This window comes from Bradyrhizobium sp. PSBB068, assembly GCA_016839165.1.
Taxonomy (GTDB): domain Bacteria; phylum Pseudomonadota; class Alphaproteobacteria; order Rhizobiales; family Xanthobacteraceae; genus Bradyrhizobium.
This window is the reverse complement of sequence record CP069300.1, coordinates 6,107,886-6,133,909: the sequence shown is the minus strand read 5'-3', so window position 1 is coordinate 6,133,909 and position 26,024 is coordinate 6,107,886. Positions and strand designations below refer to the sequence as shown.

The 26,024-nt window shown below is 63.1% G+C and carries 28 protein-coding genes and 1 pseudogene; 15 read left to right on the top strand and 14 right to left on the bottom strand.

Translation table 11 applies throughout. The annotated features are described in order from the left end of the window. The first annotated feature begins 33 nt into the window (after positions 1-33). The 3 genes from JQ507_28620 to JQ507_28610 all read left to right on the top strand — a co-directional run bounded on the left by JQ507_28620 (position 34) and on the right by JQ507_28610 (position 1,686). Positions 34-336 (top strand): DUF1244 domain-containing protein, encoded by a 303-nt coding sequence (locus JQ507_28620; GenBank protein QRI68817.1) that lies wholly within the window; start codon positions 34-36, stop codon positions 334-336. Between the two features lie 174 nt (positions 337-510). Then, positions 511-783, top strand: a complete 273-nt coding sequence (locus JQ507_28615; GenBank protein QRI68816.1) for a DUF2312 domain-containing protein — start codon at positions 511-513, stop codon at positions 781-783. 531 nt (positions 784-1,314) lie between these two features. Continuing rightward, positions 1,315-1,686 (top strand): carboxymuconolactone decarboxylase family protein, encoded by a 372-nt coding sequence (locus JQ507_28610; protein ID QRI73563.1) that lies wholly within the window; start codon positions 1,315-1,317, stop codon positions 1,684-1,686. Between the two features lie 459 nt (positions 1,687-2,145). On the opposite strand, the gene JQ507_28605 is transcribed toward JQ507_28610, so the two are convergent. Beyond that, positions 2,146-3,747: a pyruvate, phosphate dikinase gene (locus tag JQ507_28605; protein QRI68815.1), complete on the bottom strand. Its 1,602-nt coding sequence runs from the start codon at positions 3,745-3,747 to the stop codon at positions 2,146-2,148. A 12-nt stretch (positions 3,748-3,759) separates the two neighbouring features. Then, positions 3,760-5,686: pseudogene (locus tag JQ507_28600) on the bottom strand (hypothetical protein). A 215-nt stretch (positions 5,687-5,901) separates the two neighbouring features. Between JQ507_28600 and JQ507_28595 the strand changes: the two are divergent. Beyond that, positions 5,902-6,114, top strand: coding sequence for a DUF2892 domain-containing protein (locus tag JQ507_28595; protein QRI68814.1), 213 nt, complete (start codon positions 5,902-5,904; stop codon positions 6,112-6,114). 299 nt (positions 6,115-6,413) lie between these two features. Here JQ507_28595 and JQ507_28590 read toward each other — a convergent pair whose 3' ends face one another. The 7 genes from JQ507_28590 to JQ507_28560 all read right to left on the bottom strand — a co-directional run bounded on the left by JQ507_28590 (position 6,414) and on the right by JQ507_28560 (position 10,558). Continuing rightward, positions 6,414-6,650 (bottom strand): hypothetical protein, encoded by a 237-nt coding sequence (locus tag JQ507_28590; protein ID QRI68813.1) that lies wholly within the window; start codon positions 6,648-6,650, stop codon positions 6,414-6,416. Positions 6,651-6,774: 124 nt separating this feature from the next. After that, the gene (locus tag JQ507_28585) at positions 6,775-7,350 is read right to left on the bottom strand and encodes a hemerythrin domain-containing protein (GenBank protein ID QRI68812.1); all 576 of its coding nucleotides are present in this window, start codon (positions 7,348-7,350) and stop codon (positions 6,775-6,777) included. A gap of 165 nt (positions 7,351-7,515) precedes the next feature. Next, positions 7,516-8,229 carry a helix-turn-helix domain-containing protein gene (locus tag JQ507_28580; protein QRI68811.1) on the bottom strand — a complete coding sequence of 238 codons (714 nt, stop codon included), beginning with the start codon at positions 8,227-8,229 and terminating at the stop codon, positions 7,516-7,518. A gap of 147 nt (positions 8,230-8,376) precedes the next feature. After that, positions 8,377-8,544, bottom strand: coding sequence for a hypothetical protein (locus JQ507_28575; protein QRI68810.1), 168 nt, complete (start codon positions 8,542-8,544; stop codon positions 8,377-8,379). A gap of 20 nt (positions 8,545-8,564) precedes the next feature. After that, positions 8,565-9,287, bottom strand: a complete 723-nt coding sequence (locus tag JQ507_28570; GenBank protein QRI68809.1) for a CBS domain-containing protein — start codon at positions 9,285-9,287, stop codon at positions 8,565-8,567. 62 nt (positions 9,288-9,349) lie between these two features. Further along, complete coding sequence (locus JQ507_28565; protein QRI73562.1) at positions 9,350-9,685, bottom strand: cytochrome c; 336 nt, start codon at positions 9,683-9,685, stop codon at positions 9,350-9,352. A gap of 36 nt (positions 9,686-9,721) precedes the next feature. Then, on the bottom strand, positions 9,722-10,558 hold the full coding sequence (locus tag JQ507_28560) for a universal stress protein (protein ID QRI68808.1): 837 nt from the start codon (positions 10,556-10,558) through the stop codon (positions 9,722-9,724). Between the two features lie 165 nt (positions 10,559-10,723). Between JQ507_28560 and phbB the strand changes: the two genes are divergently transcribed. The 5 genes from phbB (at position 10,724) to JQ507_28535 (ending at position 14,510) form a co-directional block, all read left to right on the top strand. Beyond that, a complete protein-coding gene (gene phbB, locus JQ507_28555) occupies positions 10,724-11,449 on the top strand; it encodes an acetoacetyl-CoA reductase (GenBank protein ID QRI73561.1) in 726 nt (241 codons plus the stop codon). 15 nt (positions 11,450-11,464) lie between these two features. Further along, complete coding sequence (locus tag JQ507_28550; protein ID QRI68807.1) at positions 11,465-11,947, top strand: CBS domain-containing protein; 483 nt, start codon at positions 11,465-11,467, stop codon at positions 11,945-11,947. Then, positions 11,944-12,324 carry a hypothetical protein gene (locus JQ507_28545; GenBank protein ID QRI68806.1) on the top strand — a complete coding sequence of 127 codons (381 nt, stop codon included), beginning with the start codon at positions 11,944-11,946 and terminating at the stop codon, positions 12,322-12,324. Before JQ507_28550 ends, JQ507_28545 begins: the two co-directional genes overlap by 4 nt. Positions 12,325-12,508: 184 nt before the next feature. Then, complete coding sequence (locus tag JQ507_28540; protein QRI73560.1) at positions 12,509-14,206, top strand: polyhydroxyalkanoic acid synthase; 1,698 nt, start codon at positions 12,509-12,511, stop codon at positions 14,204-14,206. A 133-nt stretch (positions 14,207-14,339) separates the two neighbouring features. Then, on the top strand, positions 14,340-14,510 hold the full coding sequence (locus tag JQ507_28535; GenBank protein QRI68805.1) for a hypothetical protein: 171 nt from the start codon (positions 14,340-14,342) through the stop codon (positions 14,508-14,510). 173 nt (positions 14,511-14,683) lie between these two features. Here the strand turns inward: JQ507_28535 and JQ507_28530 are convergent, their stop codons facing one another. The 3 genes from JQ507_28530 to JQ507_28520 are packed head-to-tail and all read right to left on the bottom strand — an operon-like array spanning position 14,684 to position 17,553. Beyond that, positions 14,684-14,938, bottom strand: coding sequence for a hypothetical protein (locus JQ507_28530; GenBank protein ID QRI68804.1), 255 nt, complete (start codon positions 14,936-14,938; stop codon positions 14,684-14,686). Positions 14,939-14,992: 54 nt separating this feature from the next. After that, positions 14,993-16,573, bottom strand: coding sequence for an AAA family ATPase (locus JQ507_28525; protein QRI68803.1), 1,581 nt, complete (start codon positions 16,571-16,573; stop codon positions 14,993-14,995). Then, entirely contained in the window at positions 16,570-17,553 is a 984-nt protein-coding gene (locus JQ507_28520) for a zinc-dependent alcohol dehydrogenase family protein (GenBank protein QRI68802.1), read from the bottom strand. The genes JQ507_28525 and JQ507_28520 overlap by 4 nt, the downstream gene beginning before the upstream one ends. A gap of 173 nt (positions 17,554-17,726) precedes the next feature. Here JQ507_28520 and JQ507_28515 point away from each other — a divergent pair, with 173 nt between their 5' ends. Further along, the gene (locus tag JQ507_28515; protein QRI68801.1) at positions 17,727-18,203 is read left to right on the top strand and encodes a CBS domain-containing protein; all 477 of its coding nucleotides are present in this window, start codon (positions 17,727-17,729) and stop codon (positions 18,201-18,203) included. Further along, positions 18,185-20,938 carry a bifunctional acetate--CoA ligase family protein/GNAT family N-acetyltransferase gene (locus JQ507_28510; GenBank protein QRI68800.1) on the top strand — a complete coding sequence of 918 codons (2,754 nt, stop codon included), beginning with the start codon at positions 18,185-18,187 and terminating at the stop codon, positions 20,936-20,938. Before JQ507_28515 ends, JQ507_28510 begins: the two co-directional genes overlap by 19 nt. Here the strand turns inward: JQ507_28510 and JQ507_28505 are convergent. Next, a complete protein-coding gene (locus tag JQ507_28505) occupies positions 20,925-21,335 on the bottom strand; it encodes a hypothetical protein (GenBank protein ID QRI68799.1) in 411 nt (136 codons plus the stop codon). The two genes, JQ507_28510 and JQ507_28505, sit on opposite strands and share 14 nt — an antisense overlap. Before the next feature lie 221 nt (positions 21,336-21,556). Here JQ507_28505 and JQ507_28500 point away from each other — a divergent pair, with 221 nt between their 5' ends. From JQ507_28500 to JQ507_28485, 4 genes are all read left to right on the top strand, one after another. Next, a complete protein-coding gene (locus tag JQ507_28500; protein QRI73559.1) occupies positions 21,557-22,624 on the top strand; it encodes an ABC transporter permease in 1,068 nt (355 codons plus the stop codon). Position 22,625: 1 nt separating this feature from the next. After that, on the top strand, positions 22,626-23,360 hold the full coding sequence (locus JQ507_28495; protein ID QRI68798.1) for an ATP-binding cassette domain-containing protein: 735 nt from the start codon (positions 22,626-22,628) through the stop codon (positions 23,358-23,360). 15 nt (positions 23,361-23,375) lie between these two features. Beyond that, a complete protein-coding gene (locus tag JQ507_28490; GenBank protein ID QRI68797.1) occupies positions 23,376-24,482 on the top strand; it encodes a membrane integrity-associated transporter subunit PqiC in 1,107 nt (368 codons plus the stop codon). Positions 24,483-24,634: 152 nt separating this feature from the next. Continuing rightward, positions 24,635-24,787 (top strand): hypothetical protein, encoded by a 153-nt coding sequence (locus JQ507_28485; GenBank protein ID QRI68796.1) that lies wholly within the window; start codon positions 24,635-24,637, stop codon positions 24,785-24,787. A gap of 51 nt (positions 24,788-24,838) precedes the next feature. Here the strand turns inward: JQ507_28485 and JQ507_28480 are convergent, their stop codons facing one another. Further along, positions 24,839-26,017 (bottom strand): acetate/propionate family kinase, encoded by a 1,179-nt coding sequence (locus tag JQ507_28480; GenBank protein ID QRI68795.1) that lies wholly within the window; start codon positions 26,015-26,017, stop codon positions 24,839-24,841. Positions 26,018-26,024 lie beyond the last annotated feature (7 nt).

The window sequence follows — 26,024 nt, the reverse complement described above, 5'->3', positions numbered from 1 at the left end:
ATATGGTGAGCGTCACACACCGGGATCACGATCATGAGCATTGACGACAAAACGAGAACGGAACTTGAGGCTGCGGTGTTTCGGCGTCTCGTCAGTCATCTGCGCAACCGGACCGACGTGCAGAACATCGACCTGATGAACCTTGCCGGCTTCTGCCGCAATTGCCTGTCCAACTGGATGAAGGAAGAGGCCGACGCCAAGGGCCTTGCGGTGAGCAAGGACGAGAGCCGTGAGGCGGTCTACGGCATGCCCTATGAGGAGTGGAAGGCGAAGTATCAGGGCAGCGCGACGCCGGACCAGCTCGCGGCGATGAAGAAGGCCCAAAGCGGGCACTAATTCCCGATCTGTGTGACGTCAGTTCCATCGGCGCTCGCATCTCTTGTGGGCGCGCTGTGGATGAGCGCGATGTTTCCTTGACGGAGCCGGCTCCAAAATCGAGGGTCGCCCGCAGCAAGCGGTGCGCGTGGCGCGTATTCGCGCGACATTTCATTGCCATTTCAGGAGTACGCGATGGCCACCACGTCTGCCGCCGTTCAGGAAGAGCCCGCAACGCGATTTGCCAAGGACCAGCTCAGGTCCATCATCGAGCGCATCGAGCGGCTGGAAGAGGAAAAGAAGACCATTTCGGACGACATCCGCGACGTCTACGCCGAGGCCAAGGGCAACGGCTTCGACGTCAAGGCGCTGCGGACCATCGTGCGTCTGCGCAAGCAGGATGCCAACGAGCGCCAGGAGCAGGAGACCATCCTGGAGACCTATATGCAGGCGCTCGGGATGCTCTGAGGCGGCCGGCGGGGCGGCCTGACGCCGTCAGGCCGCCCCGCCAAGGTACTCCCGATGGCTCCAGCGGAGCCGCTGCGGCGGCTCGGGCGACGTCGTGGGATTTGCTGGGTGCCAGTGAGGCAACCGGGCAGATCGTTCGGATGGACGTGCCAGGACCAGTACGCCGGCTCGCTGCGATCCTCGCCGCCGACATGGTCGGCTTCAGCCGCCTCATCAAGACCACTGGCGACGACATGCTGGAAGACCACTGGCGACGACATGCTGGTCGAGTTTCATGGCGTCGTCGATGCGGCGCTGTGCGCAGCCGTGGTCCGATGCAAGCCGAGAAAGTCCGCCTGGCTTGATCTGGCGCAATGAACGGCAGCGAAAGTGCGCGTCAGATGATGCGCATCCTTGCAGGCCGAACACGCATGTCCTTCAGGCTGGATCGTGTCCCTGGGCTGCGTTGGACGAAGCGCGGTCCTTGACGAATCGCCCGTCAGCAGGTCCGCCCTTTCTTGGCTAACCCTAATGCCGAAGACTGGGATTGATATGAGAAAAGACTATTCCAACATCTGCAAGCATATTTCCGGCAATCTCGGCGATCTGCGCCGCGATATTCCTGAGGCCATGCGAGCTTTCTCGGCCCTAGCGCAGGCGGCAACGAAAAGCGGTGCCCTGGACACCAGGACCAAGGAATTGATCGCGCTTGCTCTCGGCGTCGCCGCCCGCTGCGACGGCTGTATCGGTTTCCATGTTGAGGCGCTGGTCAAGCTCGGCGTTGATCGCCGGGCGGTCGCGGAGGCCCTTGGCATGGCCATCTACATGGGCGGTGGACCTTCCTTGATGTATGCCGCCGACGCGCTGGAGGCATACGACCAATTCCAGCAACGCGCTGTGGTCTCCGAGCCGGCGATGGACTGATCTGCATGGCTTGTGGGCCCGTGCTGCTGCGGGATAGCTATCAATTCGGAGGTTGTCGTGAAGCGCTCGGAACATACGAAGCGGCGTCGGTCGAAGCGATGCGGGCGCGAGGCTGCTGCGGACCCACAGCCGTCGGGCAAACCGGCGGAGGAGGCCGCCGGGGCAGTGCAAAGGAAACCGCCCGTCAGAGGGCCGCAGGACGACGCGGCCTACTGGGAGTCCCGCGCCGAGCGGACGAGGCGTCAGGCGGGACGATATCAGGATCAGGCCACTCGCGAGCACTTCATGAAGATCGCGGCCGGATATGAGGCGTTGGCGGCGTCCGCTCGCAGCGTGGGGCGAGGAGCGGAGTAGGCGCTGATAACGGACGAATCGGGGCACCGCCGCAGGCCTGATCTGGCGGCGGCATGATGCGCCGCGCCCGCGTGTGCCGACTCAAAACGTTGTGCGCTCGCGTTCTCACGAGGTCGCATCTTGCTTCAGCGCGTGCGGCTGTTGCCAGCCTGAAACCTCGGCCAGTTCAGCTTCGGGCCGGCGCGTGACGATGTCGCCGCGGCCCAGATAAACGCAGCCCTCGTTGGCATCAACCGTGACCCAGTCGCCTGCTGCAATGACGGCTTGTCCGATCTGCGCGCGCTGGGCGCCGGTGTCGATGCGAAGCTCACGGCACCCGACCAGGCACGGCTTGCCCATCTGGCGTGCAACCAGCGAGGCATGCGCGGTGCGGCCGCCAGCCGCCGTCACGATGCCGGCCGCGGCAGCGAAGCCGGCAATATCGGCGGTGCTGGTGTCGGGCCGCATCAAGATGACGGGATCGCCGGTGGCAGCGAGGCGTTGTGCCGTACCGGAGTCGAAGGTCGCTCGTCCAACGGCAATTCCGCCGGAAGCACCGATCCCCGCCGTGATGGCGGGTTGTGCTGGAAGCAGCGATGTTTCGACGAGCGTAGCGAGATCGATGCCTGCGATCGTCTCCCGCGCCTGTTCGCGGGTGATCAGTCCCTCGTGCACGAGATCAATCGCGATTCGCAACGCCGCGCGGGGCGTCCGCTTGGCCGAGCGGGTCTGAAGGATCCACAGTTTACCGTTCTCGATGGTGAATTCGACGTCCTGCACCTCACGGAACTCCTGTTCCAGCCGTTTCAGGATGGAACGAAGTTCGTCCGCGATGGCGGGAAGCACGCGAGCCAGTGCAGCCTCCGTATCGGGGGTACGACGGCCCGACACGACGTCCTCGCCCTGGGCGTCAAACAGCACATCGATCACGGCTGCTGGCGCGCCGGTCGAAGGATCGCGCGAGAATGCCACGCCGGCACCCGACGACGGACTGCCATTGCCGAATACCATCGCCTGCACGGTAACGGCGGTTCCATGGAGGTGCCCCAGTCGTTCGAGCTGGCGGTAGGTCTGCGCCCGCTCGCTCATCCATGAGCGATAGACGGCGCGGGCCGAACGCTCGAGCTGAGTGCCGGCATCCTCGAGCCAGCCATCATCGTCGTCTTCCAGCACCTTTCGTTCATCAGACGCCAGTCGCTCCAGCGCTTCGCTGTCGAGATCGCGGTCGCTCTCGACGCCCTCCGCGGCGATCAATTCGTTCAGCCGGGCCTCGAACGGAGCAGGGTCGAGCCCTGCCACCGTTTCGGCATAGCACTCCAAGAAGCGTCGGCGGCAATCCCACGCAAGGTGAGGCCGACCGGTCCCACGGATCAAGCCGCGCACGGCTGTCGATGTGCAGCCGACGTTCAGCACGGTGTCCAGCATGCCCGGCATCGACCGTGCGGCCCCGGATCGCACCGAGACCAGCAATGGCTTGCGGGAATCTCCGAACGACTTTCCGGTCGCCTGCTCGAGGAAAGCGATGCCTTCCGCCAATCCGTCGCGCAGATTGCGGGTCGCATGGGCCTTGCCGGCAACGACGTCCGCGCAAAGCCTGACGGGTAGCACGAAGGCGGGTGGGACCGGCAGGCCGAGCGCCGCCATACGTGCGAGGTTTGTCGCCTTCGCGCCGACTTCTTCCGCAGACGGCAGCTCACGCGATTGACCGCCAATTCTTACGATCTTCATGGCAGTTCGTCCTCAGATCGAGAGATCATTCATCGTGTAGCGCCGCAGGATGTGTGCGAAGCTCGCGAGCCGATCGGTGGATCGTTCGATGGCGCGGGCCAACTCCAGTGCGGCAAGCGACGCGGCCACGTCGAGACCGCCGGCAAGGACGCGCGCGGTAATGTCACGCTCCTGGGCATCGGCCGCATGCTCGGCGTCGATCAGGCGGGCCACTGCAGCAAGCGCATCATCGGAATCGGCGCGCCGGCCTTCCTGCACCTCCGCTGCTGCGGCAAGTCCGGACGCCGCCACCTCGGTCGCAGTCACCGAGATCGACGACAGCGCGACCAGCGCCGATTGCAGCGCGGTGTCGGCGGCTTCCCGTGTCAGCGAGGCGATGAAAGGCAGCCTGCTCGAGCTCGTCGATGGCTTGCTCGACGCAATCGACCAGCTCGCCAATGAGTGGCCGGGCATTGAGGCGCGCGATCTCTCCGCGCGCCTCAATCGCAATCCGGTCGGCCTTCTGTTCAATTCGACCGGCCCGGAGAGCAAGCTGCTTTCCGGCGTGCGTATCGGCCTTCGTATCGCCGATGTGGCGCGACACGGCGACGGCAAGGTCCTGGGCCAATCCGATCTGGCGCAGCACCACCGCGAGCAGCGTGCGGTCGACACGCTCGAGATGCTGGACGACTTCCGCGCCGACACGGTCGCGCGCCAGTCTGAAGGATTGCCCGGCGAGCAGCACGTCGGCCGAAACCCGCAACGTCGCCTTCAGCAGGTCGATCGCCGCATCTCGACCGAGCACCTGGTCCAGTCGCTCGCCGAAGCCTATCCGGGCTGGGGCCGCGTTGCGTACGGCGGCGCCGAGCAGCTCACCGCCGCCGAGCTCCAGGAACGCGCGGTGGCCGATCCTGTGCCGGGCGGCCCATTCGAGTATGCGGGCAGCATCATCCCTCGAGACCCAGTTGCGCAGCAGCTTTCGCGCCTTGTTCCAGTCGATCAAGAAGACCAGCGACCCGCCAATCGCTGTCAGGAAGGCGTCGCGATCCGCTGCAGAGGGTGCTTCAAGCAGCCCGGTGACCAGGAAGAACGCGCTCTCCTCCTCCAGACCTGCGGCGGAGTGCCGGTCCAGACCGCTCCATTTGAGCGAAAACCCGTCGAACAGCGACACGAAGAACTTGGCGCGCGACCGGTGCACGTCGGTGTAGGTGACCGTCACCGCATTGCCCCTGATCGCGATGACGACAACATGTGCGTCAGTGGTGCCGATGTCATTCTGGATCACAAGGCGATCGCCCGAGCGGACCGCTGTGGCCTCGAGGCCGGGGTGGTTGAACTTCAGGGCACGGGTCTCATTGACGCCGCGCATGAAGCTTTCGACCGGTGCACGATCCTCCTTCTGGAGCCCGAAGACACGGGCGCCCGCTACGATCTCCTCGGAGCGACTTGCGGCGAGCTGGTTCAGGGCCTTATGCAGGTCCATGACGAGCCGATGAAGGCCGTCCGCGTCGTCCTGCGTGACGCCGGTAAGGCGCCCGATGCGGGCAATTTCGATTTCGGTCGACGCTTCGAGATGACCGGCCGCTCGAATGGTGCCGAGCCGTATCCTGAACTTCTCGCCCTCGGTCGGATCACCGGCGGTGACCGCGCGGATCATGGTTTCTGCGTCGCCTTCGATGCTCTTGAGCAACGGCGCGAGGCCGGGAGCGACAATCTTGCTGCCCCCTGCCAGATGAGCGCCGCCGATCAGCGTTGCCAGCATGGCTGGCGCAAGTCCCGCTGCCCGGCTTTCGATCGTGAGATCGGCGACGGCGCGATGTGGAGCCCTGGCATGCTGAACGGCAGCCTGAAGGGCACTCAAGCGGAGCTTGATGCGATCGTTCGCGGCCAGCCCTTCCGCAACCAGCGACGGCAACAGAATGTCGGGCTGTCCGAGTTCTCTGACGATTGTTGCTTTCATGGTGGCGCATTCTAGGCAGGCACGAGCCGGATATCCTTGCGCTAGATCATTCATGAGATCGTCATATGAACGGTGCGGTCCACGCAGGTGCCGACACATCGACGACGCCAGATCGATCTCGATGGTTGTGACGGCCGCACTGTGCAATTGACCATGATCAAGGCAGCGCGTTGGAGCGTGTTCAGTATGCGGCCGGAACGAGGAGGCACATTGCCATGACACCTAATGTCGGACGCATTGATCAGTATTTCCGGATCATCATCGGTTTGGCTTTGATCGCCTATATCGTGAAGGACGGCGCGCTTGGGGCAGGTTGGCTGGTCGCCGGGTCCCTCGCGCTCGTCCTGACTGCTACGTCATTCTTCTCGTACCGCCCGCTCTATACATTGTTGGGCATAGGCACCCTTCAGAAGTCCAGCGCAGTCTGAAGATGCGGCGGCGCTGATGGGCGTAGACCTTACTCTTGCCGAGTTGCGATCACGGCTCAACCGCCTCGGCGCGGGCGCCATTCTGAGGATCTCCGAGTCCGATTATGAACGGTTGTTTGGAATCAACGAGGTGGCTGCTGCCGCCGTCGCGGAGTTTGCAAAGAGATATCATTGCGTGAGCATCCCAGGAGCGGACGCGCTGTATTTCCGGAAATGGGACGCGAACAGGCACCATTCGACAGAGCTGTCTCAAGACGACAGCACAATGTCCTGCTGAGGCAAAATCCGATCGACGGACTTCAGTCCAGCGTGACGATGGTCAGAAGCAGTCGGAGTATCTCCCAGCCGGCTGCCAGCAGCAACGTGCTGACAATCAGCAGGCGGCCGTACCAGGAGACGGTTGGGCCGTCTCGGTGGCGTGGGCGCGGCGCGGGATGTTCGAGGGTCTGCATCGATGATGCGATCGTCATGGCGGGAGCACCGGTGCCGCCCATCTTGTCGAACGTCGGTCCGTTTCGTTGCCGCGATCGGTCCATCTGTCGTCACCATGCACCAAGCCACGCTAGGATCGCATTCGGGTGGATGGTCGAGCTTGATTCGGATCAACCCGCGATCGGGGCGCCGCGCGTAGTCCACCTTACCGCCCGCCGCTATCGCGGATTATCCCTTAACTCGGTCTCGTTCAGCTTCTGCTTCCAGCTCCAATCGCAGAATATGCGCCCGCAAGGTAGCGAAGGTCTCTTCGGCGGCGTCACTGAAGAGCGGATCGCTATGATCGGTCAGGGCCGAGCTAACCTCCTCCCAATCCTGCGGCAATAGAGCCTTTACGGCTGCGGGGAAGAAATCGCGCTCCTCCATCATCATGTGCTGCCGCTCGCGCACGATAAAATCTCGCACGATGTTGCCGACCTCCTGTCGAGGAATCTCACGACCTGCAAGCACGCTGTCGATTGCCCGGGCGAAGCGATGCAAGCGGTCGGCCCCATCCGTGTGCTCACGTGCGAGATCACCGACCTTTGCGGCCGCATCCGGATCGCGAAGCCTTAGCTTGGAGAAGATCAGGTCTTCCTGGGGATGATGGTATACCTCGGGGTAGACTTCGAAATAGCTGATGATCGCCCGAATAACCTCATAATTGGGGCGATGCCCGCGCTCAAAAAGCGCCAGTTCACGCTCGAGGACGGTGAGGAGCAGATCAATGTTGCGGTGTTCACGGCGCAGAAGATCGATGATCACGGCGGCGCCTCTCCTCGGAGGAAGTATCCAGGATAGAGCCGAAGGCCGTCTTGCTGCTTGCGCGAGATCAAATCTGAACCGCCGCGCGGCGTTCCAAGCCACGAGGCGTCAGCGCTTGAGCCGGGCGTGTCGCTCCGAGTCCCGCCGGGACGGCCTGCGACACCCTTAGCCCACCAATATCCGATTGCAGGTCGCGCGCCTGCGCAGTTCGACCCGGCGCGAGGTCGGAAGGGAAATTGCGCCGTTCTGCTCGAGTTGCGTAAAGGTGCGCGATACCGTTTCGATCGTCAGACCTAGATAGTCGGCAATGTCCTGCCGCGACATCGGAAGCTCGATGGCGGCATTCTTGACAGTGCGGCGCGCCATCTCGTGCAGGAACCCCACGACCCGCTCCTCGGCACTGCAGATCAGGAGCATCAGGTGCTCCTGAAACCGGCGCAATTCCTGGGCCGTCGCGTCCCAAAGCTGGCGTGCCAGATCCTTTTCGTGGTCGGCACGGACCATGAGCGCGGAGCGCTTGACCACGATGACCCGCGTCTCGCAGATCGCCTCGGCCGAGGAGATATGGGTTTCGCCGGCCTCGAAGCCGAAGATATCACCGGGCAGATAGAACGCGCCGATCTGGCGACGTCCGTCGTCAAGAATCTTGTAGGTCCGGACGGCGCCGGAAACGACCTGATAAAGATATTCCGCGGCCTCGTCCTCGCCGTAGATCTCGCTATTGCGGGTAAACCGCATCGGTGTCCCGATCATCCCGAACGGCCCTTCGGCACGTGACCGCCGGTCAAGGATGTTGCTCGGGTGGCGGCTGATATCGGAAGAAACGGCGGTCTGGGTCTGCACGGCGACGCTCCATTGGGAAGATCGATGGAGCCACATTGACCGCATCCAACAGGCGGGGAAATTTGGATGTTTCACCTAAGTAGAAACCACTTACGTATTTGTACGTAGGGCCTGACCATTGGAAGCAAGCAAGATCCCGCGCGCCGCTCGACGTCAGTCCTGCGGCGCGCTTGTTGGGACGGATCAGGCGATGTGCTTGCCAGGAAAAGAGGCGCGTATGCTGGATCGATCCTCGTCCTTCTCCAGACGCTGCCAGCGCGTCGTGCTGTGATCGGCCAAGGCGAGCACTAGCGCAAAAGACGAGAAGACGAGGCCGACGACCGAGACGACCAACAGCGTATCCATGGCCATGTTAGTCTCCTCAGATCCGATCAGCTGGCCGCCTTGATGTCCTCCGGCGATTCGACGTAGTAGCCGGAGTAGCCGTCGACGAAGCAGAGATGATCGTGAACTTCCTTGACGCCCGAGGTGTTTTCCGCGAGCACGATCGCGGCCTGGCGGGCACGCTCGTCGAAGATCAGGCCATGCAGGTGTACGGCGCCGTTGCGGACCCAGACCTGGAAGCCGGCCGGTCGCCAGCCGGTCGCGTTGATCTCGCGCAGGATCCGTTCACGGATGTGAGCATCATCGGCCGTTGGGTCCGGAACCTCGCGGGCCAGCGACGCGACCGCCTGCAAGATGTCTGCCCGGGTGACGATTCCGACCATGGTCTTTCCGTTCACAACCGGCACCCGCTTCACGCCATGCTTGTGCATCAGGTGGACGATCTCATCGAGCGGCGTCTGCTCTTCGACGGTGATCGGGTTCGTGGTCATGACGTCCTCGACCTTGCGGCCGCGCTCGTGCACGAAATCGGTCGCGGCGCCACCGACGCCCGTGAACAGTTCCAGCCAGGTCGATCGCTTGTGACCTGTTCCGATCTCGACACGCCGCAGGAAATCTCCCTCCGACACCATCCCCTTGAGCGTGCCATCTTCGTCCATGACCGGCAGGCCGCTGAGGTGGCATCGCAGCATGATGTTGGCAGCATCTATGATCTTCGTATGCGGGCTGACCGCGATGATATGCTTGGTCATGACCTGATGCGCGCGCATGTGGACCTCCAGGTTGAAAGTTGAATTCTAAGACCTTTGCTCGCAGGTCATGTTGACCTGCCTCAACGGTTGGCCGCACCGGACTCCAGCGATTTCAGGAACAGGATGAAGTCGTTGACTTGGTCCGGTTCGAAGCTGAACTCGGGCATGGTCGGATGCCCGGTCACGATTCCCTCCGCCAGCGCTTCCTGCAGCATCTCGACCGGATATCGCTCGTGCAGGGTTCGGAACGGCGGCGCAATCTTCAGCGGGCTTGGGCTGACCCGGTCGATTGCGTGGCACCGGGCGCAGTAGAGCTGAGCAAGGCGCCGACCCTGCGCCTGATCGGCTACGGCCGGAGCCGGCAGGGCGCAGATCGTGCTGATGGCGACGACGCCGCTACCGACGAAATGGAGCAGTGTCCTGGCACGATGTCTCACGGGGCCGACTCGCGTTCAATGGGACATCAGGACCGGAATGGTCATCGCGCGAAGCATGTCGCGCGTCACACCGCCGAGCAGGCTCTCCTGCAGCCGGGAGTGGCCGTATCCACCCATCACCAGAAGGTCGAGGCTCTCATCTGCCGCGATCGACAGCAGGACCGACTGGATTTCGGTTCGGGATGCGGGCAGCGACGTGACCTTGGCCGGGAGACTTGCCTTGGCGAGGTATCGCACCAGATGGTTCGTGGAACTCTCCGCGGGCATCGGGTCTGGACCGTCGATGGTGACGATGGTGAGGGCGTCAGCCTTGTGCAGCAGCGGCATCGCGTCATGCAACGCCCGGGCGGCAAGCCGGCTGCCATCCCAGCAGATTCCGATGCGCTTGGCGGAGAATGCGCCGTGGAATGTGTAGGGCATGAACAGGACGGGCCCTCCGGCTTCAAACAGGAGCTCCCGCGGGATGACGTTGTCGTAGCTGTCGTGCTGATGCTGCGGCTGGGCTACCACAGTCAGGTCATGTAGTCGCGCGCTCGCACAGACGATCTCGCGAGCATCGATCGGAACGGCAGCCGCGGCGCGTGTCGTGTATGAAATTCCGGCATTCCGGGCCTCTATGTCGAAGACGCGCAGCGCTGCCTCGGCGCGTTCGAGCGCCTGGGCATGCTCCACCTCGAAGAGGGAGGCGACGGCCACACCGCCTTCGATGACGAACGGGACGTTGGCGGTCTCGTATCCGATCGCAACTGCATCGAGATGCGCGCCCGTACTGAGCGCAAGCGAAACCGATCCGTCGACCGCGGGACGCGGCGACAGTTCCGTGGGAATGTGGACCAGGATGTTCCTGAACATGGGTCGTTCTCCTGAAGCGTGGAAGAGACAAACCCATCAAAGCACAGGCCCGCGTAGCACAATTTGATCTGCCTCATACATGCGAGTTGTCGTCGTTTGAGCGAGATCAATCCGCGGGATGCGAATTTCGCCCATTTGTCCTGCCGAGAGATTGGAGAAGCAGGCATGGCACGCGTCGCATTGGTAACGGGCGGAAGTCGGGGAATCGGCGCCGCGATTTCGCGGGCTCTCGCCGGGGCGGGGTATCAGGTGGCGGCCAGCTATGCAGGGAATACCGAGGCCGCGCGCCGGTTTCACGACCAGACCGGAATCGGCGTCTTCCAGTGGGATGTCGCGAACTTCGAAGCCTGCGCGGCCGGTGTCCGCAAGGTGGAAGCGGCGGTTGGGCCGATCGACATCCTGGTCAACAACGCCGGTATCGTGCGCGACGCCACGCTGCATCGAATGACCAAGCCGCAATGGGACGCGGTGATCCGCACCGATCTCGATTCGTTGTTCAATATGTGCAGGCCGCTCATCGAGGGCATGCGGGCTCGCAAGTTCGGGCGGATCATCAACATTTCGTCCATCAACGGACAGAAGGGCCAGATCGGGCAGACGAATTATGCCGCGGCGAAAGCCGCCGAGCTCGGCTTCACCCGTGCTCTCGCCCTCGAAAGTGCGCGGTCGGGGATTACCGTCAACGCGATCTGCCCGGGCTACATCAACACCGAGATGCTGGCTGCCGTGCCGACGGACGTCATGCAGAGCGCGATCCTTCCGCAGATCCCGGTCGGGCGGCTGGGCGAGCCGGAGGAGATCGCCCGAGCCGTGATCTTTCTTGCCGCAGATGAGGCGGGTTTCATCACCGGATCGACGCTGTCGATCAATGGCGGCCAGCATATGAGCTGAATGGGAGGAGCGACAATGCTTGCAACCGATGTGATGCGCAGTTCGTTCGCGACGATCAAGCCGACTGCCAACGTGCTCGATGCCGTCCAGCTGTTGCTCGAAACCGATCAGCGCGGGCTGCCGGTCATCAACGATGACGGCGATCTCGTCGGCATGATTTCGGAGGGCGATTTCCTTCACCGCGACGAGCTCGGCGTCAACCCACCGTTCGGAAACTGGTTGGAATCGCTGCTGGGAATCGCGGAGAACACGCCGGAACGCGAACGTATGCGCTCGTTGCGTGTCGCGACGCTCATGAGTTCTGCACCGATCACCGTCGATGTAGAGGCCTCGATCGGTGACGTTGTCGCGCAGATGGATGTTTACGACGTGTCACAGGTTCCGGTGATCTGCGCCGGAGCTGTCGTCGGTATCGTCAGCCGCAGGGAGCTGCTTGCGGCTCTGGCATTGCGATTGAGAGAGAATGCAGAAAAAGCAGGCACTGGAGATCATTCATGAGCGAGATCACGGTTCAACCGCATGCACGCGCGGTCGTCTGGATCGATCATTTCGTGGCGAAGATATTCGGTGTTGGGCTGACGGGTGTCAGCGCGGCCGCCGTCCATGCTCACTTGCCGTCCCAGCATCTTCACCACAAGGCGAATACGATCGGCGACGGTCGCGTCCAGGGCGACCCGACCTTTCTCGCCAGGGTCGGAGAAGCCTTAAGCAGTTGCACCGATCTGCTGGTCATCGGCCCGGGCATCGAGAAGACGGAGTTGGTGCACTATCTGAAAGCGGAACGGCCCGATCTCAATCTGCATGTCGAGGCGAGCGATCATCCGACCGATCGTGAGATCGTGGCCTTGGGTCGGCAGCGGTTCCAGCTCGACTGAGCGGGCGGCATTTGGTGCCGAGCAGCATGAGGCTCGTGCTCGTCGGGCGCGGGCAAGGAGGCGAGCGGTGACAGTCAATGCAATTCTCGACCAAGCAGCGTCCCCTGCCAATGACGATTCGGTTGCGGCCGGAGCGCCTGCTCCTGTGCCGTCTGAACGGGAGGCATTGAGCGGCGCCGAATCGATGGACCATCTGGTCCACGCGGCGATTGCGCAGTGGACCGGCGGGCTCTCACCCGCGGGCCTTGCGCTTGCCTTCGCCGATTGGCAGCTGCATCTCGCCGCGTCGCCCGGCAAGCGGCTTGAGCTTGCCCTGAAGGCATTGGGCGACGGTTCACGTTTCGCGCGCATGGTATTGACGCCGCATGCTGCCTGGCAGCCCTGGTTCATGGTCAAGCCGCAACCTAGCGACCACCGATTCTCAGGCGCGGATTGGACGTTGCCGGCCTTCAATATCGTGGCCCAGGCGTTTCTGCTCGGCGAGCAGTGGTGGCATTCGGCGGCAAGCGGATTGCATGGCGTTTCGAAGGGAAATGCCGCGATCGTGGATTTCGTGATCCGACAATGCCTCGACGCCGCAGCTCCGTCCAACTTCGCGCTCAGCAACCCCGAAGTTCTGCGCCAGATGATGGATTCGGGCGGCGGCAACTTCGTTTCGGGCTGGCACAATTGGCTGGATGATTGCAGAAAGCGGTTCGGAAGCCAGTCATCCGAGCCTGCCCGGTTCGTGGTCGGCAAGGACGTTGCGGCGACCGAGGGTAAGGTCGTCTACCGCAACGAGCTGATCGAGCTGATCCAATACGCGCCCGTGACCGCGGATGTCTGCCCGGAGCCGTTGCTGATCATACCGGCCTGGATCATGAAATATTACATTCTCGATCTCTCCCCGCAGAATTCCCTGATCCGCTTCCTGGTTGAACGCGGCTTCACTGTGTTTGCGATCTCATGGCGCAACCCGGGGCCGGCCGACCGTGATCTTGGCCTCGATCATTATCGCAGGCTCGGGGTCGAAGCCGCAATCGACGCGATCAATCAGATCGCTCCCGGACGCGCGATCCACGCCACGGGCTACTGCCTCGGCGGTACATTGCTCGCGATCGCCGCGGCCCGTCTGCAGAAGGAGCGGCCCGGTTGCCTGCGATCGGTGACGCTGCTGGCGGCCCAGGTCGATTTCACCGAGGCGGGTGAGCTGACCCTGTTCATCAACGAGAGCCAGGTTGCGTTTCTCGAAGATATGATGTGGCGGCGCGGCGTGCTCGATGCGCCGCAGATGGCCGGTGCGTTCCAGCTGCTACGATCGAACGACTTGATCTGGTCGCGTCTGGTGCGCGACTATCTGATCGGCCAACGGGACGCTCCAAGCGATCTGATGTCGTGGAATGCCGACGCCACGCGGATGCCTTACCGGATGCATGCGGATTATCTGCGCAAGCTGTTTCTCGACAATGACCTCGCCGAGGGCCGGTACGTGGTGGACGGGCAGCCGGTCGCGCTGTCCGACCTCCGTGTTCCGATGTTCGTCGTCGGCACAATGCGTGACCATGTGGCGCCGTGGCGGTCGGTACACAAGATCCATCTGCTCGCTGAGGCCGATATTACGTTCGCGCTGGCGAGCGGCGGTCACAATGCCGGCATAGTGGCCCCGCCTTCGGAGGACGGTCACACCTATCAGGTGCTGGAGAAGAAGAAGGATCAACCCTATGTCGGACCCGACGAGTGGCTGCAGAAGGCGCCGCATCGCGAGGGATCCTGGTGGCTGGAGTGGGTTCGCTTCCTCACGGCGCATTCAGATGCCTGGGTAGCGGCGCAGCCGTCGCTTCATACGCCCGAGGGTGGACCGCCGCTCGAGGATGCACCTGGGCAGTATGTTCTGGAGCATTGATCCGGCAAGGTGCGCCGCGGGCGGAGTTGATCCGTCGCAATTGCTCGCTGGCGAGAACCACTACGGTATTACGAGATGGGCTTGCAGCGTCATGGTTGTCGGCGCCAGGCCCTTGCGGCTCCAGGAGGAAGTCATGAGCCTGATCCTTCGTATCTTCCTTGCCATAGCGGGATTCATCACCGCGTTGTTTGTCGCTCGTGACTCCCTGAAGTTCGACATCATGCAAATGTTCGTGGTTATCTTGCTCGTGACCGGGGTCTTGCTCGTCGGCAGTCTCTGGAGCCTGTGGCGGCGACAAGCCTGACAACCCACGGCTTCGGGAGGCCTGGCTGATGCGCCGTTCACCATGGCGGACGGCGGATGGAGGCCTCGCATTGCACGAGTAGCTTTCGCGACGATCCAACGGCCGAAGGCCGGCTCTAAGCCGGCCTTCGGAGAGTCGATTGCGAATGCCGAGAACGCTTCGAAAGGAATCGTCTAGCGTCCCTCGAGCTTGTTTGGGCGCTTGGTGACGTTCATTAACATCAGTGCTACTGCACATGACGCAGCGACAAATGCCGCGGTCCACCTGACCGTGGATACGGCAAAAGCCGCGTCAAGCCGCCAGCCATGGGGCGCCGGCTCGGTCGTGGCAAGCGGCACCACGTCCGGGAAGTACCAGTTGCAGAACAAAGCGAGTGCGACCGCGAGGATCGCGCTACCGACGAAGATAAAGCTCAATCGGCGTTTCATGGAGGTCCTCCTGTTGGCGGAGGGATGGTGCCAGACCCGACAGCATCAACCAATTCAGGAGTTTCCCTTAAGGTGATCTACCGCCTGCGAAGCCGTTCGCAGACAAGATGTGCTGCGTTCAAGCGTGATCGCCGGTGTGCCGGACGCGTCTACGACGCTCCAACCAATCGTTCCGGTCTCGATGTTCTCCTGAAGCCGGACCACGTCGGCGGTCGCATCCGACGCGTCGTGTCGCCGCGATGCCACGCGATGCAGCCGCATTGCGCGATCTGCGGTCAGGAAGATGCCGCGAAATTCAACTCGGGCGCTCCGGGCGATGACCTCTGCGGCATCGCGCTCGGTCAATCTCAGGAATGCCGCATCGAGTGTCACCGAGACCCCCTGGGCCAGGGTTCGCGCGGCTTGCTCCAGCATTGCCTGATAGACGCGATCGGAAGCCTTCAGGGTATACGCCGCTGCGGGCAGGGCCGTGTGCTCGCTCATGTTATGAAGTCGCTTGCGAATGACGTCTGATCGCAGGATCAGCGCGCCGGGTGGCGGTCCGATCAAGGGAGCGATGTCACGGGCCAGCACACTTTTGCCAGTACCTGATTTTCCGCCGATCGCAAGAAGGATGGGGTGCTCGGGGGTGATCAGCCGCAGTGCGAGGTCGAAGTATCTGTTCGCAATCGTGGCGATCGTTCGATCGTGCGGATGTTGCCGCTGTTTAGTGAACAGCACGTTGGCGCGAATTGCCGCGCGAACAGAGAGAAACAGCGGCAGCAGGCAGAGCGCAGCCGACTGTTCGGCCCAGGCGGCCTGCATGTAGCTGTTGAATAGTCTGTTGGCGACGGCATCGCTTCCAAACGCCAACAGATCCATCAGAGGGAACGCGAAATCGTACAGCACATCCGTTGTCGCGATATCAGGATCAAATTCGATCGCGTCGAACAGGACCGGCTTGCCGTCAATCATGACGATGTTGCCGAGGTGTGCGTCGCCGTGGCAGTGCCGCACCTGCCCCGACGCAGCGCGGGCACGCAGGAGCTCGCGATTTCGTGCTATTTCGCGATGGCTCAACTGGTGCAGTTTGTCGATCCGGTCGCGGGCAAGGTCTGGTATGCTGCGAAACTGTTCCGTGTTGCGACCTACGATCACGGGTAGCGAGGCAAGCCAGTTCGATCCCTCGCTGATGACAGCAACCCGATGAGAATCGAGCAGGACGGCGGCCAAATCGTCGCCAAGTTCTGGTTCAAGGACGCCCGATGCAAGGCGGTCGAGAGTCTCGCTTTCGTCGAAGCGAACCATTTCAACGGCCCACTCAACGACGGGGCCGACGCCTCCGATCGCCAAGCCGTCGCGTTCACGCGTGATCGGGACCACCCCACGATAGATTGAAGGCGCATGGCGCTTGTTGACGGTGATCTCATCTTCACAAGCACGACGGCGCTTCTCCAATGTCGAGAAGTCCAGATATGGGAGCTTGACCGCGCGCTTGACTTTCAAGGCGCGCGATGGCTCGAGGAAAATGATCGAACAATGGGTGTCGATCCGTTGTACGGCCAAGTTCGGCCGACCTCCAGCCAGGAACGACAACACGGCGGTCTGGCTGACGTCACCCGCGCTCGCGTCGGTTGATGACGCCGGCGTCGTCATGGCTTCAGAACGGCTGCGCCGACAAGCCTGCCGTCACGCAGGCGAGAGAGCGCTTCGTTCGCCTGATCGAGCGGGAAAACCGTGACACGTGTTCGAACGCCGGCCTTCGCTGCACTCTTGAGAAAATCATTGCCGTCCTGTCGCGTGAGATTGGCGACCGACACGAGCTGTCGCTCGCCCCAGAGAATGTTGTAGGGAAAGCTTGGAATGTCCGACATGTGGATGCCGGCACAGACCACGCGTCCGCCCTTACGCAATGCGCGCAGGGCAAGCGGGACAAGAGGCCCGGCCGGCGCGTAGATGATTGCGGCGTCAAGCTCGGCGGGCGGCCTGTCCTCGGAGGCTCCAGCCCAGCATGCGCCGAGCGACAATGCCAAACGTTGAGCCTCGACGTCACCTGGGCGAGTGAAGGCGTAGACATCCCGTCCTTGCCAGCGAGCCATCTGCGCTGCGATGTGTCCCGCCGCGCCGAAGCCGTAAATGCCGAGCTTGCGGCCGTGACCGGCCATCACAAGCGAGCGCCAGCCGATCAGGCCTGCGCACAGCAGGGGCGCCAGTTCGACATCCTCGCCGTGCTCGCCGAGTGGAAAGCAGTAGCGCGCGTCCGCTACCAGGTGGGTGGCAAAGCCGCCGTCCCGCGTGTATCCGGTGAAAACGGGATTGTCGCAGAGATTTTCCTTGCCCTCCCGGCAGTATGGACAGTGCCCGCAGGTTGAGCCGAGCCAGGGAACGCCGACGCGCGCACCGAGAAGCCCGGCGCTTACGCCGCGACCCAAGGCATCGATGCGACCGACCACCTCGTGGCCGGGAACGATCGGATAGATGATGTTTGGCAGTTCCCCATCGACCACATGAAGGTCGGTGCGGCAAACGCCACAAGCGCTGATCCTGACGCGCACTTCGCCGGGGCCGGGAACAGGATCCGGCCGTTCCACATACTGCAGCCTTGCGCCGCGTGCGGGCAGGGTCATCGCGTGCATGACGGGATTCTCTGAGGTTCGTAACCTCTCTTTGATCACGTGACATCAGCCCTGTTTTGATCCTGGTCAACGCCGATCGGCCGTTCCTGATTAGGTTCGCCCGGTATCGCGGACGCGCTGTTCGTCTGGCCGCCAAGCGCCCACGGACAGCCGCCCACCCGAAGGGATCAACCATGTACGAATTCCTGCAGGAGACCGTTGCGAACAACATGACGAGGTCAGTGCGAAGCGTCGCTCCCGAAATGACCGTGGGTGACCTGTATCGGCTGTTCGCAAAGGAAGATCATGATGCCTACCCCGTCTTGCGTGACGATACCGTGGTCGGGTTCGTCACCAAGCTCGATGCGCTAAAGGTGTTCACCTGCACGACTGATCACATACTGCCGCATTACGACGATCGTATGGGAACCACGGTCGACGAGATCATGTCGTGCGACGTGATTTCAGTCCAACCGGACACCAACCTCCAGCGCGTTCTGCAGCTGATGGTGACCCATCGGCTCAAAAGTCTTCCCGTGATTGACAAGTATCACCACCTGCTCGGCATTATTGCTCGCGAGGATGTCATGCGAGCCCTGGCGCGCTGCACGAAGCGGCAGACGCCTCCGCTCGTTCCCTGCGAGACTGTCCGATGTCTACGTTTGGTCTAGAGCGGGTTTTCTCGCCTCGGACTGTCGCGGTGGTTGGTGGCAGTTCGCGTCCATCGTCACTTGGCTTGGCTGTTCTGATGAACCTCAAGGCGAGTGGCTTCGCCGGCCGAATCGCGGTGGTCAATCCAAATTACGCCGTGGTCGACGGCGCGGAGACCGTTCCAAACCTGAAGTCGCTCCCGTTCGTTCCGGATCTTGTCGTCATCACGGCGCCTGCTGTTGCGATCCCCGGGATCATCGCGGATGCCGCCGCGGTTGGCGTTGCCGGCGCGGTGATCCTGTCGGCCGGTCTCGGCCACGGCGCGGGCTCGCTTGCCGAGACGGCCGCGCGGACCGCGCGCATGCACGGGATACGTCTGATCGGACCCAATTGCATCGGCGTGATGATACCCCGCGCCAATCTCAATGCGAGCTTTGCTGCGCACCGCCCATCCGATGGACGCGTGGCGCTGATCTCGCAATCCGGCGCTATTGCGGCGGCGATGATCGAGTGGGCGGCCGAACGGCGGCTTGGCTTTTCGGGCATCGTATCGGTCGGCGACCAGCTCGATGTCGACGTTGCCGACTTGCTCGACTATTTCGCGCAGGACGACCATACCAACGCAATCCTGCTCTACATCGAGAGCGTCACGGATGCCCGCAAGTTCATGTCGGCGGCGCGCGCCGCTGCGCGACTGAAGCCGGTGATCGTCGTCAAATCGGGGCGAATGGCGGTGGGTGCCAAGGCGGCGGCCACCCACACCGGCGCGCTGGCCGGATCGGATGCTGTCTATGACGCCGCCTTTCGTCGCGCCGGCATGCTTCGCGTGTACGACTTGCGTCAGTTGTTCGATTGTGCCGAGCTCCTCGGCCGCGGCTTTGTCCCGCGCGGCAACCGCCTCGCGCTTCTGACCAATGGCGGCGGGATCGGCGTCCTTGCGATCGACCGGCTCGCGGAATTGGGCGGTGCGGCCGCCAACTTGTCCGCCGATACGGTCGCGTCGCTCGACAAGGTTCTGCCGCCCAATTGGTCGCATGGCAATCCCGTCGACATTTCCGGCGATGCGGATGCTGCACGTTACATATCCGCACTTGACGCCCTGCTCGAGGACGCCAATAGCGACGCTGTTCTGGTTATGAATGTGGAAACGGCCGTGGCGCCGGCTGAGGGCATCGCCGAAGCCGTGGCACGGCGTGTCGGCGACTTCCGCGCCAAAAGGAGTGTGGTAGCTCCGCTGGTGCTTGCAGCGTGGGCGGGCACTGACGAACGCACGAGTGCGACCTTCGAGGCCGCCGGCATCCCGCATTTTCCGACTGAGGACGACGCGGTGCGCGCCTTTATGTACCTGGTACGGTATCGCGAGGCGTCGCTCGCGCTTTCCGCCACTCCGCCAAGCATCGCCTCGACGTTTACGCCCGAGATTACGGCGGCGCGGCGCGTGATCGCGCAGGTGCTATCGGAGGAGCGCCAGTGGCTCGATCCGGTCGAGATCGTCGCGCTGTTCGAGGCCTATGGCATCCCGGTTGTTCCGACGGTCGCCGCCCGCGACGCCGACGATGCCGCAGACAAGGCTGGGCCGTTCCTGACCAAGGGGCTCGCGGTCGCCGTCAAGCTGTTCTCGCGCGACATCACGCACAAGTCGGATGTCGGCGGGGTCATCCTCGGTCTGCGGACCCGCGAAAGCGTCGCCGAGGCAGCGAGGACGGTGTTGGCGCGCGCCCGGAGCGCTCGCCCGGATGCCTGCCTGCAGGGGGTGACGATCCAGCCGATGATCGTGCGGCGTGCTGCTCGGGAACTGATCGTCGGAATTGCCGATGATCCGACCTTCGGCCCGGTGATCGTGTTCGGTCGCGGCGGGACGGCGGTCGAGGTGATCAACGACAAGGCGCTGGCGCTGCCGCCGCTCGACATGAATCTGGCCCGTGACCTGGTCGGGCGCACGCGGGTCTCGCGATTGCTTGCAGCCTACCGCGATGTGCCGGCAGTTCCTGCCGACGTCGTGCCGCTTACGCTCGTCAAGCTGGCGCAGATGGCGGCCGATATTCCCGAAATCGCCGAGCTCGACATCAATCCGCTGTTGGCGGACGAAACCGGCGTGCTGGCGCTCGACGCGCGCGTGGCGGTCCGCAAGCCGGCGCGGCTGTTTGCCGGTCAGACCCGGCTCGCCGTGCGGCCCTACCCATCGCAATGGGAAGGTCAGCTCAGCTTGCGAGATGGTTTCCGGGTCGCGGTCCGGCCGATGCGGCCGGAAGACGAGCCCATGGTCGAGGCCTTCTTCAAACGCGTGACCATCGAGGACCTCAGGCTGCGCTTCTTCCACGCGGTGAAGCAGTTCTCTCACTCGTTCATCGCGCGCCTGACCCAGCTCGACTATGCCCGCGCGATGGCCTTCGTCGCGCTGGATCCGCAGACCGGCGAGATCCTGGGTGCAGTCCAGCTTCACTCGGATTCACTCTACCAGACCGCGGAGTACGCCATCCTGCTACAGTCCGACCTCAAGGGAAAAGGCCTTGGATGGGCGTTGATGCAGCTCCTGATCCGCTACGCGAGGTCGGAGGGACTGAAACGCCTGTCCGGCGAGGTGTTGATCGAGAACACAACCATGCTGAGCATGTGTCATGAGCTCGGATTCACCGCCACGAAAGAACCGACCGACCACCGGGTCGTCAATGTCGTCCTCGACCTTTCCCTTCCGGTGGCGGATGCCGTAGGGACCGACATCCTGATCAGACCGGAACCGATCAAAGCGGTGTGACGGCGACGACGCGATAGGGATGCATGCCGTCCGCTTCGCGGACAGAGACATATTCGCCGAGCGTGAAGCGCTCGTCCCCGAAATGATGCCCGGCCTCGTCGGCGGCCGTGCCGGCCACGTCATAATGGAAACGCCAGCTGCCGCCCGGACCATGTACGAGGTGGCCGAGCTGATCGTCCTCGGCGGGCCGCTGGCGAACGACGCGGCAGGCCTCGCGATGGGTCTTCCAGGTTTCGACATCGATCCGCGACGCTGCGTCTAGCGGAGCAACAATGATATAGCCGATCGCAGGTGCGCCCTCGGGGTGGTCATGTTCGCGAGCGCGTCCGAGGCGGATCACCCTGAACGAGTGCGGCAACGCTGTATTCTGCAGAGGCCTGAAGGCTGGACGGTTCATTGAAATCTCCCTAACGGGCCCTTGCTGCCGGGCCAATCCGCCAGAACGTAATCTTCTGGCTCGCCAAGCGGTTGATTTTCGTCAAGAACAGCTCCAAGCCGTGAACCAGTTGCGTTGGGTCAAACACTGCCGACCTCGGCTTCCTATACTTGGCTTTCCAAGTTGGAGTCGGCCTATTGCTCAACTCTCCGGTCCTGAAAGCGAATGAGGACGATCCGCGCGTGCTTGCGGCAGGCGGGGCGTGGAACGTTGCGAACGTCGAGGTGTTGGAACGGCTATGCGAGCGCGCGGCGGACGCGGATATCGGAGCGATCGATCTACGCTGCGTCACTACGCTCGACACCGTCGGGGCCTGGCTGCTTGAAAGATTGGCCCGTGGCGGTCCAACCAGAGCGGCGCTGACCGGCGTGGACGGCCCGTATGGCGATTTGTTGGAAGAAGTGCGGGGGCTGAACCGTGCCGAGCGCGGTGAACGCAAATCCATAAACCCCCTGCTGGAGAAACTCGACCAGGTCGGTCGTGGCAGCAGGCGGCTGGTATCCGATTCCGGGGCCTTCCTGCATATGCTCGGCGCTTTCAGCGCAGCGCTGTTCGCGGTGCTCAGGCATCCGCGGTCGTTTCGGCTGACGTCGACCTTCTATCAGCTCGGCCGGGTGGGCTGGCAAGCGGTGCCGATCATGGCGCTGATTACCTTCTTGATCGGGGCCATCATCGCTCAGCAGGGGATCTTCCATTTCCGTCGCTTCGGCGCCGAGTCCTATGTCGTCGACATGGTCGGCATCCTTGTGCTGCGCGAGATCGGCGTGCTGATCGTCGCCATCATGGTGGCTGGACGATCGGGCAGTGCCTATACGGCCGAGATCGGTGCCATGAAGATGCGCGAGGAGATCGACGCGCTCAGTACCATGGGGCTCGATCCGGTCGCGGTGCTGATCTTGCCGCGGGTGCTGGCGCTCGTGGTGGCGCTGCCGATCCTTGCCTTTCTCGGATCGCTCGCCGCGCTCTATGGCGGCGGGCTAATCGCCTGGCTCTATGGTGGCATGAGTCCGGCAATCTTCATCGCGCGCCTGCATGACGCGGTCTCCATCACGCATTTTGAAGTCGGTATCATCAAGGCGCCATTCATGGCGCTCGTGATCGGACTTGTCGCCGCGGTGGAGGGACTGAGTGTCAAAGGCAGCGCAGAGTCGTTGGGACAGCAGACGACTGCGTCGGTCGTGAAATCGATCTTCCTGGTCATCGTGCTCGACGGACTGTTCGCCGTCTTCTTCGCCTCGATTGGGATGTAGCATGGGCTCGACGGCTATCCATATCCGCAATCTGGTGGTTGGCTTCGGCAGCAAGACGATCCTCAACCATCTCAATCTTGACGTGAGGCAGGGCGAGATCCTAGGTCTCGTCGGTGCGTCAGGCGGCGGAAAATCAGTGCTGATGCGAGCCTTGGTCGGCCTGCTGCCGAAACGTGGCGGGCAAATCGACTATGTCGACCACGGGAAAGGTGAGCGGAACTGGGGTATCCTGTTCCAACAAGGCGCGCTGTTCTCGGCTTTGACGGCGCGGCAGAATGTTCAATTTCCGCTCCGCGAGAATGCGCATCTCTCGCCGCGGCTCCTCGATGAGATCGCGGATGCCAAGCTGGAGATGGTGGGTCTCTCCCGCGCGGACGGCGACAAGTTTCCTTCCGAGCTCTCGGGCGGCATGACCAAGCGGGTCGCGCTGGCCCGCGCACTCGCATTGGATCCCGCCCTGCTGTTTCTGGACGAGCCGACCTCCGGCCTCGATCCGATCGCGGCGGGCGAGTTTGATGCCCTGATCAGAACGCTGCACCGGACGCTTCGCTTCACAGTGTTCATGGTGACGCACGACCTCAACAGCTTGCAGGCGATTTGCGACCGGGTCGCCGCACTCGCCGAGGGGCGAATCGTAACGGTGGGGCCGCTGTCATCCGTGCTCGAATCCGACCATCCCTGGGTCAAGGCTTACTTTCACGGTGCGCGGGCCCAGACGCTTGGTTTTGGCACCTAGGCAGGGGAGATGGATATGGAAATTCGCGCGCCCTATGTTGTCGTCGGTGCATTCGTATTGTCGGCGATCGTCGCCGTGTTCGGCTTTGTCTACTGGCTGGACAATGTCGGCGGCATCGGCAAGCGAGAGAGCTACCAACTCGTGTTCACGGATCCCGTGCCGGGGCTCCTCGTTGGTGCGGGCGTGCTCTTCAACGGCATTCGCGTCGGCGAGGTGACCGCGCTCGAACTGGTGCCGGAGCGCCCTCGCGAGGTTCACGCCACGATCGCCGTCGCCGAGCGCACGCCGGTGCATAGCGACACGCGTGTCGGCGTTGATTTCCAGGGCCTGACCGGCGTCCCGGTGATCGCGCTAGAGGGGGGCGATGATCCCGCAGCGCCGCCGGCGCGCGCGCCGCTGGTCGCCGAAAAGGGCGCCGGGCGGAGCCTGACGCAAGCTGCCCGCGATGCGCTGCGCAGGGTCGATGCCGTCCTGTCGGAGAATTCCGCGCCGCTGCACAGCACGATTGAGAACCTCGGCACCTTTGCCGAGGGGCTGGCACGCAACACGCCGAAGCTCGACGGCATCGTGGCGGGGCTGGAGCGCATGACGGGTGGAGCTCCTGCGCCCCGCAAGGTTGTCTACGATCTTCACGCCGTTGCGGAATTCGGCCCGCAGCACGGCGGATCGTTGCCTTCCCCCATGGTGATGGCGGAGCCGACCGCGATCGCGCGTCTGCAAACGCAGCGTTTCCTGTTTACGCCTGACGAGGACGTCGCCGGCTTCGCGGACGCACAATGGGGCGACAGCTTGCCGGTGCTGCTGCAAGCGCGCCTTCAGCAGAGCTTTGAAAACTATGACATTTCTCACGCGCCGTTGCGTGCCGACAGCTCCGTTGAGGGCGTCCCGCGCCTGCTGATCGATTTGCGGCGCTTCGAGATCGCGCTTGGGCCGCAGCCGAAGGCGGTCATGGCGCTGTCGGCGAAGATCGTGGGCTCCGATGGGCAGATCAAGGCTGCACAATTGTTCGAGGAAACTGCCCCCCTCGCGGCTCTCTCGCCCGACAATGCCGCAACCGCCTTCGACAATGCCTTCGGTGCATTGGCGCGCAAGCTCGTCACGTGGACATCATCGGGGGCATGAGTGCCGAGGTCCTGAGCGGGAACTAAGTACTTCCCCTTAAGTGATTGACGCATTCGGCTGCGCTACGCAGGCGCCAGCGCCGGTGCATCGCGATGGCACTTGCCGGCGGCCGATAGCCGGGACGCTCCGGCCCGATTTTGCCGAGGGGAGCAATGGCACAGAATGACCGGGACAATCTGAGACAAGTTAACGAGCAAATCCAACTGCGGGAGCAGATCGCGGACATCCTTGAAACTTTCTCGGTCGACGAGCTTCGCCAGCTCCTCGCCGAGATTGAACGCATCATGCAGGAATCCGGAATCTGAGTGAGCGGAAGCCGGCGGACGTGGCGGCGCGGCGGCAAGCCGGGAGCGAGGCTAGGGGCCAGCAACGAGCAATCGGCGGCAGTGTCGAGCAATACTCATCTCCTCGTTGGTCGGAACGACCAACACGTCCACCAGGCTGCCTGGAGCTGCAATGCGCGCCGCCCCCTTCGCATTTGCCGCCGGATCGAGCCGGACACCGAGCCAGGCAAGCCGGTCGCAGATTTGCTGCCTGATTTCGGCGGCATGCTCGCCGATGCCGCCGGTGAATATCAAGCCGTCGAGGCCGGCCATCGTGTTCGCCATCACGGCGACTTCAGCGGCAACGCGGAAAGTGAAGAGCTCGATGGCTTCGCGCGCGGCAGGCTCGCGGCTTGTCAGCAGGGTGCGCATGTCGGCTGACACGCCGGAGACACCGAGCAGGCCCGAACCGTCGTACAACAGGTGCTGCACCTCGTCGACCGTCATCTTCTCTTCCTGCATCAGATAAAGCAGAATCCCAGGATCAATCGTCCCACAGCGCGTCCCCATCACAAGGCCGTCGAGTGGAGTCAGACCCATTGTGGTGTCGGCGCTCTTGCCGTTCTGCAGGGCGCAGAGGCTGGCGCCGTTGCCGAGATGCGCGATCACCATACGTGTCTGCGTCGGGGCGAGCGTTGTGAGGCGGTCTGCGACATATTCGAAGGAAAGTCCGTGGAATCCGTAGCGGCGGATACCGCGCTCTTCAAGGCTCCGGGGAATGGCGAACCGGCTGGCAGGCGGCGTCAGGCCGTGATGAAAGGCGGTGTCAAAGCAGGCGATTTGCGCTAGTCCGGGCCGCAGCGATTGCACTGCCCGGACCGGGGCGAGACAGCGTGGCTGATGCAGCGGCGCCAGCGGCGTCAGCGCGTCGAGCGCCGTGATGGTTCGTTCATCAAGCGCGATGGGGCTGGAAAAGTCCCGTCCGCCGTGGACGACACGATGGCCAACCGCGACGAGCGGGTCGGCCTCGAGATAATCGTCGACCCAGCTGAAGATATCGGCGAGCAGACCGTGATCGGTCGTTTCGTCGCAGGAGCGGCGTTTCTCGAACAGCTGCTTGCCCGATGGGTCGGTCACCACGATGCGCGGCGCCTTCTCCTGTTCGTCGAGCACGCCCTTGCATCTCAGCTCCGGCTCGGCCGGTCCGATGTCGAACAGGCCGAACTTGATGCTGGAAGAACCGGCGTTGAGCACCAGGACATTGTCCGACATTGGCGGC